9 protein-coding genes are annotated in these 11520 nt (G+C 67.7%); 5 read left to right on the top strand and 4 right to left on the bottom strand.

Features of this window, described 5'->3' with window-relative positions:
• Nucleotides 1-108: 108 nt before the first annotated feature.
• A complete protein-coding gene (locus METLW4_RS0110870) occupies nt 109-1284 on the top strand; it encodes an acetyl-CoA C-acetyltransferase (protein WP_018266236.1) in 1176 nt (391 codons plus the stop codon).
• Between the two features lie 98 nt (nt 1285-1382).
• Nucleotides 1383-2108 (top strand): acetoacetyl-CoA reductase, encoded by a 726-nt coding sequence (phbB, locus tag METLW4_RS0110865; protein WP_026191432.1) that lies wholly within the window; start codon nt 1383-1385, stop codon nt 2106-2108.
• Nucleotides 2109-2228: 120 nt separating this feature from the next.
• Here the strand turns inward: phbB and METLW4_RS26465 are convergent, their stop codons facing one another.
• The 3 genes from METLW4_RS26465 to METLW4_RS0110845 form a co-directional block, all read right to left on the bottom strand.
• The gene (locus METLW4_RS26465) at nt 2229-4346 is read right to left on the bottom strand and encodes a PAS domain S-box protein (RefSeq protein ID WP_026191431.1); all 2118 of its coding nucleotides are present in this window, start codon (nt 4344-4346) and stop codon (nt 2229-2231) included.
• A 201-nt stretch (nt 4347-4547) separates the two neighbouring features.
• A complete protein-coding gene (locus METLW4_RS0110850) occupies nt 4548-6614 on the bottom strand; it encodes an elongation factor G (protein WP_018266233.1) in 2067 nt (688 codons plus the stop codon).
• Between the two features lie 134 nt (nt 6615-6748).
• Nucleotides 6749-7822, bottom strand: coding sequence for a DUF2332 domain-containing protein (locus METLW4_RS0110845; protein ID WP_026191429.1), 1074 nt, complete (start codon nt 7820-7822; stop codon nt 6749-6751).
• A gap of 194 nt (nt 7823-8016) precedes the next feature.
• Here METLW4_RS0110845 and METLW4_RS0110840 point away from each other — a divergent pair, with 194 nt between their 5' ends.
• From METLW4_RS0110840 to rdgB, 3 genes are all read left to right on the top strand, one after another.
• Nucleotides 8017-8727 (top strand): superoxide dismutase, encoded by a 711-nt coding sequence (locus METLW4_RS0110840; RefSeq protein WP_018266231.1) that lies wholly within the window; start codon nt 8017-8019, stop codon nt 8725-8727.
• A gap of 89 nt (nt 8728-8816) precedes the next feature.
• Nucleotides 8817-9530 (top strand): ribonuclease PH, encoded by a 714-nt coding sequence (gene rph, locus METLW4_RS0110835; RefSeq protein ID WP_018266230.1) that lies wholly within the window; start codon nt 8817-8819, stop codon nt 9528-9530.
• Complete coding sequence (rdgB, locus tag METLW4_RS0110830; protein ID WP_018266229.1) at nt 9527-10153, top strand: RdgB/HAM1 family non-canonical purine NTP pyrophosphatase; 627 nt, start codon at nt 9527-9529, stop codon at nt 10151-10153. Before rph ends, rdgB begins: the two co-directional genes overlap by 4 nt.
• 56 nt (nt 10154-10209) lie before the next feature.
• Here rdgB and METLW4_RS0110825 read toward each other — a convergent pair whose 3' ends face one another.
• Complete coding sequence (locus METLW4_RS0110825; RefSeq protein ID WP_018266228.1) at nt 10210-11439, bottom strand: OmpA family protein; 1230 nt, start codon at nt 11437-11439, stop codon at nt 10210-10212.
• Nucleotides 11440-11520 lie beyond the last annotated feature (81 nt).

Genomic DNA, 11520 nt, shown 5'->3' with positions numbered 1-11520 from the left:
GCCGCGTCAACGATGCGCGCGTCCGGCGCTTGACGAGCCGCGACTCAAAATGCTCAACGTGCGCGAGCGGCGTCCGCCGGCGCCAGCCCGACCAATCAGGAGAACGATATGACGACGGAGATCGTGATCGTTTCCGCGGCGCGCACAGCTGTGGGATCGTTCAACGGAGCTTTCGGTTCAACGCCCGCCCATGAATTGGGCGCGGTCGCTGTCAAGGCCGCTATCGAGCGCGCCAAATTGGAGGCCGCCGACGTCGACGAGGTCATCCTGGGCCAGGTGCTGGGCGCCGCGCAGGGACAGAACCCGGCGCGTCAGGCCGCCATCAAGGCGGGCGTGCCGCAGGACAAGACCGCTTTCGGCATCAATCAAGTGTGCGGCTCGGGCCTGCGCGCCGTGGCGCTCGCCGCGCAGCAGATTCAGTCGGGCGACGCGAGCATCATCGTCGCCGGCGGCCAGGAGTCCATGTCGCTGTCGCAGCACTCGGCTCACATGCGCGCCGGCACCAAGATGGGCGATGTGAAGTTCGTCGACACGATGATCGTCGACGGCCTCACCGACGCCTTCAATAATTACCACATGGGCATCACGGCCGAGAACGTCGCTGCCAAGTGGCAGATCAGCCGCGCCGAGCAGGACGCTTTCGCCGTCGCCTCGCAGAACAAGGCCGAGGCGGCGCAGAAGGCCGGCAAGTTCAAGGACGAGATCGTCCCCTTCACCGTCTCGACCCGCAAGGGCGACGTGATCGTCGATCAGGACGAATACATCAAGCATGGCGTGACGCTCGAGGGCGTCGCCAAGCTGAAACCGGCCTTCACGAAGGACGGCACGGTGACGGCGGCCAACGCCTCCGGCCTCAATGACGGCGCGGCGGCGCTCGTCATCATGACGGCGGCGGAAGCGGCCAAGCGCGGCCTCACGCCGCTCGCCCGCATCGCCTCCTGGGCGACCGCCGGCGTCGATCCGTCGATCATGGGCTCCGGCCCGATCCCGGCCTCGCGCAAGGCGCTGGAGAAGGCCGGCTGGAAGATCTCCGACCTCGATCTCGTCGAGGCCAATGAGGCTTTCGCCGCGCAGGCTCTCGCCGTGAACAAGGACCTCGGCTGGGATCCGTCGATCGTCAACGTCAATGGCGGCGCCATCGCCATCGGCCATCCGATCGGCGCCTCGGGCGCGCGCATTCTGACGACGCTGCTCTATGAGCTCGGACGCCGCGGCGGCAAGCGTGGCCTCGCCACGCTCTGCATCGGCGGCGGCATGGGCGTCGCCCTGACGATCGAGCGCTAAATATAAAAAAAGACCGCGAGCCTTCGGGCTCGCATCATGGGCCGCGAGCCTGAAGGCTCGCGGTCCGGTTTTCCAAAAATTCGATGAAGGAGGACGAGGTGGGCAGAACAGCGGTTGTGACGGGCGGCACGCGCGGCATCGGCGAGGCGATTTCCAAGGCTTTGAAGGCGGCCGGCTATAATGTCGCCGCGACTTACGCCGGCAATGACGAGGCGGCGAACAAGTTCAAGGCGGACACCGGCATTCCGGTCTATAAGTTCGACGTGTCGGACTATGAAGCCAGCGCCGCCGCCATCGCGCAGATCGAGAAGGATCTGGGCGCGGTCGATGTGCTCGTGAACAACGCCGGCATCACCAAGGACCGTCTGTTCCACAAGATGGAGCTGGCGCAGTGGCAGGCGGTGATCAACACCAACCTCAACTCGCTGTTCAACGTCACCCGCCCCGTCATCAACGGCATGCGTGACCGCGGTTTTGGCCGCATCATCGTCATCTCGTCGATCAACGGCCAGAAGGGCCAGGCCGGCCAGACGAACTATTCCGCCTCCAAGGCCGGCGACATCGGCTTCGTCAAGGCGCTGGCGCAGGAGAGCGCTTCCAAGGGCATCACCGTCAACGCCATCGCGCCCGGCTATATCGCCACGGAGATGGTGAAGGCCGTGCCGCAGGACGTGCTCGACAAGCACATCATTCCTTACATCGCCGTCGGCCGCCTCGGCGAGCCGGAGGAGATCGCCCGCGCCGTGGTGTTCCTCGCCTCGGACGACGCCGGCTTCATCACCGGCTCGACGCTGACCATCAATGGCGGCCAGTATCTGACCTGACCGGAGCGTTCCAGCTCGTCTTGCGAATCGCCTCGCGCCGTTTTCGTCTTCTTCCTTCTCCCCGCAGGCGGGGAGAAGGCGAGGATGGGAGGCTCGGGGCGTTTTCCGTCTGTGGCCCGATCACTCTTCGTCCGGCTCCTCCAGCCGATCGTCGGCCAGCGGCAGGGTGAAGCTCAGACGCGCGCCGCCGCCGGGGTTCTGCTCCGCCCACAGCTTCCCGTAATGCGCCTCCACGATCGCGCGTGAGACCGCGAGGCCGACGCCGAGACCATGCTTCTTTGTCGAGGTGAAGGGCTCGAACAGCTCATTCGCCATTTCCTCGGCGAGGCCCGCGCCCGTGTCGACGATATCGGTGCGGATCATGCCGCTCTCGTCGAGCCGGGTGGAGATGACGAGCTCGCGCTTCTCGGCGCCCTGCATCGCCTCCAGCGCATTGCGCTTCAGATTGACCAGCACCTGACGAATCTGCACGCGATCGACGATCACCGCGTCATCCTCCGCCGCGAGATCGAGCGTGGTGACGACCTTGACATGATTGCGCGCCATGTCGGTGAAGGCGCAGGCGTCGCGGATGATGTCGTGCAGCCGCTGCTGAGTCTTGTCCGGCTCGGCGCGCGTCACGAAGCCGCGCAAATGGCTGATGATCTGCGCCGCGCGCGTCACTTGCGCGACGGCGCTGTCGAGGATCGGCTCGAGATCGGCGCTCGCGGACTCGGCGCGTCTCAGCACGCGGCGCGCGGCGCTGAGATAGGTGGAGATCGCCGAGAGCGGCTGATTGATCTCATGCGCGACATTCGCCGCCATTTGCGCCATCAGATCGAGCCTGTCGGAGCGGAGCTTGCGCATCTGCGCCTCGGCCCGCCGGCGTTCGGTGAGATCGCGCAGGAACAGCACGAGCAGCCGCTCGCCGTCATGCCCCGCCTCGCTGACGGAGAGCTCCAGCGGAAATAGCGAGCCATCCTTGTGGCGGCCGATCCGCTCTGGCTCCGCCGCCGTGGGCGCCGCCCCGTCTGCGCCCAGCGTCGCGAAGCGAGGGTCGTGGAAGGGCTCCGGGAACAGAATATCGACCGGACGCCCGATCGCTTCCGCCGCCTCATGGCCGAAGAGCCGCGTCGCCGCGGAATTGATAGCGTGAATGAGGCCTTCGCCGTCGATGATGACGATCGCGTCGACCGCGCCTTCGACGATCGCGCGAAGGCGCGCCTCGCTCGCGCGGCGCTCCTGCTCGGCGCGCGAGCGCTCGCTGAGATCGCTGAGCATTACCGCATAGCCGTAGAGATTGTCGGAATCGTCGCGCAGCGGCGCGATCAGCTCCTCGGCGGGAAAGACCGAGCCGTCCCGGCGCCGGCGCGGCTCATGGCGCTTGACGACGCCCTGCGCCACGAGAGCGCCGAGCTCCTCTTGCGTGTCGGAGGATTGAAGGATCGACAGGCGGCGCCCCAAAATCTCGTCGCGGCTCCAGCCGGTGATGCGTTCGGCCGCCTCGCTCCAGGCGACGATGCGCTCCTGCCGGTCCAGCGAGAAGATCGCCGAGGCCGGCGCGCCTTCGGCCAGCAGGCGAAAATGCTCCTCGCTCTGCCGCAGCGCCTTGCGCGCGCGCTCATAGTCGAGGCTCTTGATCGTCTCCCACCGGCCGCCGCGGCGGATCAGCGCGAATTCATGCCGGGCGATCACCTCGACGATCTCCGGCGCGCCGATCAGATTCAGAGAATAGGAGCAGAGCGTCAGCATGCGCACCGAGCCGTGCATGGCGGCGAGCCCGGTCTCATAGGTCATGAAGATCGACCAGTCCGAGGCGTCGATGTCGAAGACATTGCCGCTGGCGCGCAATCCGTCGAAGCCGGCCCGCAGCGCCGCGTCATGGGCCGAGCGCCAATCGTCCAGCAGGCGGCCGCCGTCCAGCCGGTCATTGCGCAGATACCATTCCTCGGGCGGCAGAATGTCGATTCTGCCCGCCGCGAGATCGGCCTCGAGATCGGGAACCAGAGTCGCGAGGCGCGCCTTGGCGGCCGCAACGGTCAGCGGCGGCGAGGCGATCCATATGCAGCGCTCATTGGCGGCGAGGCCCGCCGCGAAATAGGGGGCGACGATGTCGAGCAGATCGTCGACATCATCGAAGAATTGGCAGAAATGCGTGCCCCAAGGCATTTCTCCGGCGCCCTCTATGCCAGAGGGGCGCGACAGCCGCTCGCTCCGCGACCGTAGAGTCACGAATTCCGTCGCGGTCTCAGCCTGCATCTATTCATTCCAGTATGTGCCGCCGCCATCTCCGGTCTGCGGGACGCGCCCGCGCGCCTTCGATCCGCCAATCGGATGGGACCAAATGCGAACATTGCCAAAATGGGACAATGTTTCGTCGTCACCTGTGCCGATCAAGAACTGCGCCACAGGCGACCGTCCCGAAACGAGCCGAAGCTTCGCCATTCACGATGGCTGCGCTCAGTGGCTGGCGGCGCTGCGCGCGGCGACGACCTCATGCGCCTGACGTCCGACCACCTCGGTCAGATGATCGAACGTCGCCTCGAAGAATCCGGCGCCCGATGTGGCCGAGCGCAGCTCGACGATGAGATCGCCGATCTCCGCCTCCGGGATGAGCGCGTCGAGCTCGTCCCAGCCTTCCCATCCCGGGCGCGGCCCAAATCCCAATATCTGTCCGCGCCGCGCCGAGACAATGCCCGTCGCGCGAGAGACGGCCTCGCTCGGCGCGAATATCGCCACGGAGAGCATGGGCTCGAGCAGAACCGGCTCCGCTCGGCCCAGCGCCTCGATCATGCCGATGCGCGCCGCCGTGCGGAAGGCCATGTCGGAGGAATCGACGCTATGATAGGAGCCGTCGACCAGCACAGCCTCCACATCGACGACGGGAAAACCGAGCGGTCCGCGCGCCAAAGCGTCCCGGCAGCCGGACTCGACCGAAGAGAAGTATTGTTTTGGCACAGTGCCGCCATGGACGCGCTCGGCGAAAGCGAAGCCTTCGCCGCGTCCGCGCGGCGCCACTTCCAGCACCACATCGCCGAATTGCCCATGGCCGCCGGACTGTTTCTTGTGGCGGCCGCGCACGCTCACCGGATGGCGGATCGTCTCCTTATAGCCGATGGCGGGAGCGTGAGTGGAGACGGTCACGCCAAAGCGCGTGGCGAGGCGTTCCAAAGCGACACGAATATGCATCTCGCCCTGGCCGAGCAGCTTCATCTCGCCGAGCGCTTGGTCATGCAGGAAGACGAGCGAAGGGTCCTCGTCGATGAGCTTGGCGAGCGCGGCGGCGAGGCGCATCTCGTCCTTGCGATCGCCGACCGACAGCGCCAGCGCATAGACAGGGCGCGGCGCGGCCAGCGGCGCCGGGGCGGGCGGCGCGCCGGCGCGGGCGTCCTGCAGCGCCTCGCCGGCGGCGATCCCGTCGAGCCGGCCGAAAGCCACGGTCTCGCCCGCCTCGGCCGTGGCCTGGCGCGTCGCCGTGGCGCCGAGCAGGGAGGAGACGCCGTTGATCTTCTCCTCCGCGCCGGACGAGCCGATCACCGTCTGACCGTCCGAGAAGGAGCCGCGCAGCACGCGCGCTAGCGACAGCTTGCCGCCATGCGGCGTATGGATGGAGCGGAACACATGGGCGAGGGCGGGGCCGGAATCGGCGACGCCGAGCCGCGCTCTGGTCGCGGCGACGCTCGGCGCCTCGTGGCGCAAGGCTTTCAGCAGCCGCGTCACGCCAGCGCCGCGCTCCGCCGAGCCGATGAACACGGGCGCGACATGGCCGAAGCGCAGCTCCTTGGCGAGATCGTCGAAAATCTGGTCGCGCGGCGGCTCAATGTCGCTGAGCAATTCCTCCATCAGCGTGTCGTCGTAATCGGCGAGCCGCTCCAGCATGGAATAGCGCGCTTCCTTCTCCAGTACGGCGTCGCCATCTTGCATTGCGACGACCTCGGAGGGGGCGTGCTCGCGATAGACATAGGCGCGCTCCAGCGCGAGATCGATGAAGCCGACGGCGATGCCATTGTTCCAGAGCGGGATTTGCCGCAGCAGCAGCGGCGTGCGCGAGGCCGATTGCAGCAGGGCGAGCGAGTCGCGCAGATTGCCGGTGGCGGAGTCGATCTTGTTGAGGAACAGAAAATGCGGTACGCGTGCCTCTTCCACCGCGCGCAGCGCGAGCTGCAAGGCGGGCAGCTTGCGCGGATCGGATTCGGCGACGACGATGGCGGCGTCGGCGACGGCGAGGACGCGGCGTTGCTCATGCGCGAATTCGACCGAGCCGGGACAATCGACGAAAGTGTAGCGATCGCCGAGATAATCGGCGCGGCCGATGTTGCATTCGACGCTCATCGCATGGGCGCGCGCTTCCGGCGAGGCGTCGCCGATGGTGGAGCCGTCGCGCACCAGCCCTTGCCGCTGCACGGCGCCGCAGCGCGCGAGCAGGCATTCGAAGAGGCTGGTCTTGCCGCTCTGAAAAGGGCCGACAAGCGCGATCAGTCGCGCGCCTTCGGCTCGCGCCGCGCCGGACGTTCTCGTTTCACTCATGTCCCGCTCCCGTTCCCGGCGCCGGCGAGTGGAAACCTTGTCGGCTCCGTCGAGGTTGATGCTCCCACCACATGGGTCGCCGCGCAAGCGCTGAAAAGCGCTGCAGCGCCGCATAGATGCGCGGGAGCCGCGAGCTAAGCGAGGCGAGGCGAGCCGGCGCCGCTCCACTCGATCCAGCGACCGTGGAAATCGGCGCGGCCGAGCGCAAGGCTCTCGCCGCCCGGCCAGAGCGTCAGCGTGAGAGCTGCGGAGCGCGTATCTCCGTCGGCTTCCATTTGCAGCCGCGCCAGCGGCGCCTCATGGCTCGCTGCGGCGCCCGCCGCCTCGAGAGCGGCCGTGGCGCGGCGCTTGGTCTCGAGCGGCAAATATTGCCAGACGACGGTGTGATAGACGAAGCGCGCGACCTTGGGGAGAGGCGGAGCGACGAGCCGCGCCGTGAGCCAATCGCCGGCGTCGGCGCGCGCGACGCGCTCGCGATGCAGAGCGGCGAGGGCGAGCGCTGTCTCCATGCGCGCGAGACGTGCGTCCTGATCCGGCCAGACATAGGCGAGCAGCCGCGCGCGATGCTCGGCGTCGCCGGGATCGAGCGGATCGACGTCGCAGCCGGCGCGCGAAACGATATTCAGAGGCGCGTCGAGCGACGGCGCCGCGCCGCGCCAATCACAGGCGAGGCGAAGAGACGCGGCGGGATCGCCGAAAGCGCCGACGCGCAGATCATATCCATAGCGATCGAAATGCAGATTGAGGCCGGCGCTGGCGCCGATCTCGAACGTCTCCAGCGGCAGGCCCGTCGCCGCGGCGACGATCAGCGCGCCGCCGAGAATGACGCTGGAGCGCCCTGTTTCATTGGTCTGCGGCGGGCGATCGAGAAAGCCCGCCAAAAAATCATCATGGGCCTCTATCGCGTGGGCGATCTCGCGCGCGAGCCGCGCTTCGTCGAGCGCATGGGGCGGATAGGCGGCGGCGAGCTCCGGCGCTTTTCCCGATCGCGCCAGAAAATGCAGCGCGCCGCAAGCGCGCAGCGCTAGCGCATCGGCCTTGGCGCGCGGACCCCAAGAGGAGATTCTGCGGCCGAAGGCGCTGCGCTCGTCGAGCCCGGCGGCGAGCGTCTCGCAGAGCGCGGCGGTGAAGGGCGAGGCGAGATGGCGGCACGCCTTCGCTTGGAAATCAAAGGCGTCGGCGATCTCGTCGGGCGGGCGTTTCGTCATTTCTCCGAGGCCTCCATAGGCGATTTTCGTAATCCGACGCGGCGGCGAGAAATCGGTCGTTCCTGCGCTCAATTATGCGATAATTCACTTTGGCGCGATCTCAACCTCCGTTCGCGAAGCGGCCGAAAGTCATTCGGAGCAAATTCGCTCTGGCGCGCGGAGAATGAAAGATCGTCGGTTCGAGGAGGCTGAGCGTGACGCAAAATTTTCATCGCAGACAGTTTCTGGGCGCGGCGGCGACGACCAGCGTCGCATTGGCCGCCGGCGCGGCGCGCGCCGAGGAGCAAGCCGCCGCGGCGAAGCGCGCCGCCGTCGTCCATCAGCCGAAGCCGATGGCCTTCGATCCTCAGCGCGTCGAAGGAATGTCGGAGAAGATTCTCGTCTCGCATTACGAAAATAATTACATCGGCGCGGTGAAGCGGTTGAACGCGATCCTCGATCAGCTCTCTGGCCTCGATTTCGACAAAGCCCCTGGATTTCAGATCAACGGGCTGAAGCGCGAAGAGCTGATCGCCGCCAACTCGATGATCCTGCACGAAGTCTATTTCGCCGGGCTCGGCGCTTCGGGCAAGCCGGGGGCGGCGCTCGCCGCGGCGCTCGATCGTGATTTCGGCTCCTTCGATCGCTGGCGCGCCGAATTCGTCGCCATGGGAAAGGCGCTCGGCGGCGGCTCCGGCTGGGTGGTTCTGTCCTATGACAAGCATGGCGGGCGGCTGGTCAACAGCTGGGCGAACGATCATACGCAATGTCTGGCGGGCGGCGATCCGATCTTCGTGCTCGACATGTTCGAGCATGCCTATCAGATGGATCTCGGCGCGAAAGCGGCCGATTACGTCAAGATCGTCATGGCGGCGGCCGGCTGGTCCAACGCCGATCGTCTCTTCGAGAAATACAGCAGAACCTGACCGCCTGCCGCCGTGGGCGGGCGGCCCGCCCGGCTTCCACTCGCGGCCGAACCGCGTTAGTAAGGCCGCTTCTCTAGCAAGGAGCCTTCATGCGGCCGAGCAAACGCGCGCCAGACGAAATGCGTCCCGTCAGTTTCGAACGGGGCGTCGCCCGCTACGCCGAGGGCTCGTGCCTCGTCAAATTCGGCAACACGCATGTCCTATGCGCCGCGACGCTCGAGGACAAGCCGCCGCCGTGGCTGCGCGGGCAGGGGCGGGGCTGGGTGACGGCGGAATACGCCATGCTGCCGCGCGCCACCCATACGCGCACGCGCCGCGAGTCGACATCCGGCAAGCCCTCCGGCCGCACGCAGGAGATTCAGCGCCTCATCGGCCGCTCGCTGCGCGCCGTCACCAATTTGCCGGCGCTCGGCGAGCGTCAGATCGTCGTCGATTGCGACGTCATCCAGGCGGACGGCGGCACGCGCACGGCCTCCATCACCGGCGCCTGGCTGGCGCTGCATGATTGCTTCCAATGGATGCGCTCGCGCTCCATCATCAAGGACAATCCGTTGCGCGATCATGTCGCCGCCGTCTCCTGCGGCGTCTGCAACGGCGCTCCGGTGATCGATCTCGATTACACGGAGGACTCGACCGCCGAGACCGACGCCAATTTCGTCATCACCGGCTCGGGCGGGCTCGTCGAGGTGCAGGCGACGGCGGAAGTCGCCGTCTTCTCCGAGGACAATCTCGGCTCCATGCTGACGCTGGCGCGTGGCGGCATTGAGAAGCTCGTGCAATTGCAGAAGGCGGCGCTGGCGTGACGCGCAGAATCGAAGGTCGTCTCGTCATCGCGACGCATAATCCCGGCAAGCTCTGGGAGCTGCGCCAGCTGCTCGATCCGCATGGCGTCGACGCCGTCTCCGCCGGCGAGCTCGGCGTTGCCGAGCCGGAGGAGACGGAGACGACCTTCGCCGGCAATGCGCTTTTGAAAGCGCGCGCCTCCTGCGCGGCGACCGGCCTGCCGGCCTTCGCCGACGACTCCGGTCTCTGCGTCGATGCGCTGGATGGCGCGCCGGGCGTCTATTCGGCGCGCTGGGGCGGCGATAATCGCGATTTCGCCGCCGCCATCCGCCGCGTCGAGCGCGAGCTGAATGAGCGCGGCGCGACGGCGCCTTTCGCCGCGCATTTCATCTGCGCGCTCGCCATCGTCTGGCCGGACGGCCATACGGAAGAGTTCGAGGGTCGCGTCGATGGCGTGCTGGTGTTTCCGCCGCGCGGCGAGAAGGGCTTCGGCTATGATCCGATCTTTCTGCCGGACGGATTGGATCGCACCTTCGGCGAGATGATGTCGGCCGAAAAGCACGCGCTGCCGGGCGACGGCTCGCGCGCGCTGTCGCATCGCGCTCGCGCCTTTCAGGCGCTGGCGCGCGCCTGCCTCGCCTGACATGGAAAAGCCCCTGCGCGCTGCGGCGGGCGGGGGCTTCGTGAAGGACGCGCGCTTCAGCGCAATAAAATCTCCACCCGCCGATTCTCCGCCCGGCTCGCCGGATCGTCGCCCGCAATGATGGGCTGCTCGTCGCCGACGCCGGCGCTGGTCAGCCGCTCGCGGGAGACGCCGATGCGGCGCAGATAGTCGAAGACCGCGCGAGCGCGGCGCTGCGACAAATCGCGCTTGTCCTCGGGCGAGCCGACAGAGTCCGAATGGCCGCGCAGCTCGAGCGCCGCATCCGGGCATTGCTTCAGCGCGCCGGCGAGACGCGCGAGGAATTTCTCCGCTCCGGCGCCGAGCGCGACGCTCTTGGCCGAGAAGCGGATTTTCTCCGAGGCTGCGAGCGCCGCCAGCGCCGTGCGACAGGGCGAGCTTTCCTCGGCGGTCGCGGGCGCCGGCAGGCTCGGCCCTTCCGGCGCCGGCAGCGTCGGGTCATTGGGGCTGTTCCAAACCAGCGCGGCGGGCGGCGGAGACGGCTCGGCGGGGGGCGCGGAGCGCTCGGCCGTACGGCCTTCGGCAAGTTTCTCCTTGCGGCCTTTCTTGGGGAGAGGCGGCGCCGCGACCGTCGGGGGCCGCGCGGCCGCGGCGGCGGCGACGCGCTCCTGCTCGCGCTCGGCCCAGGCGGCCGCGGCGGCGCGATGAGCGTCCTGCTCGGCGGCGACGGCGGCGAGCGCCTCCTCGCGCTGGGCGGCGGCCTCCGGCGAGAGGGAGTCGACGCGCCAGACCGTTCGCACGCCGGCGGCGCTCGCCAGCCGCTCGGCCAGAGCCCTGTGGCCGGAAGCGTCGGCGGGCAAGAAGACGTCGCGGCCGCTGACCTCGAAATTCAGAGGATCGCCGCCCTCCCGCTGCACCAGCGAGCCGAGACGATGCCCGAGCGCATCCTCGAGGCTCACGGCCGCCTCGCTATTGGCGAGAATGGCGATGACGGCGACCACGCCGGCGCCGACGCGCCAGCCGATATGATCGCGCGCGATCGGCCCCGACCACAGCGCCACAGCGCCGATCCCGGCCAGAAAGGCGATGTAGAGCGCGAATGCGCCCTCGAGATAGAGCGCGACGCGGCCGAGCGCGGCCTTCGCGAGAATGGCGCCGAGGCATAGCGTCAACGCGAGCAGAAAGTCTCCCTCGCGCAGCAGAGAGGGGTCGTCGTCCGCGCGGCGCAGGCTGGCGAGGCCGGAGAGGGCGCCGACGAGAAAGGCGCTGACGAGCCAAATTCCGTAAAAGCTGAGGAAATAGGTCATGTGGGGCGCGGCATCTCGAGCGGGACGTCCCGCGAAGCGGCAATTAACGCCGCTTTCGCGCCTTTCAATGCGGCAATGCGA

Origin of the sequence: Methylosinus sp. LW4 (assembly GCF_000379125.1) — a bacterium.
GTDB lineage: Bacteria > Pseudomonadota > Alphaproteobacteria > Rhizobiales > Beijerinckiaceae > Methylosinus.
The sequence above is the reverse complement of the archived record's forward strand: the minus strand, read 5'-3'. Positions and strand labels throughout refer to the sequence as shown.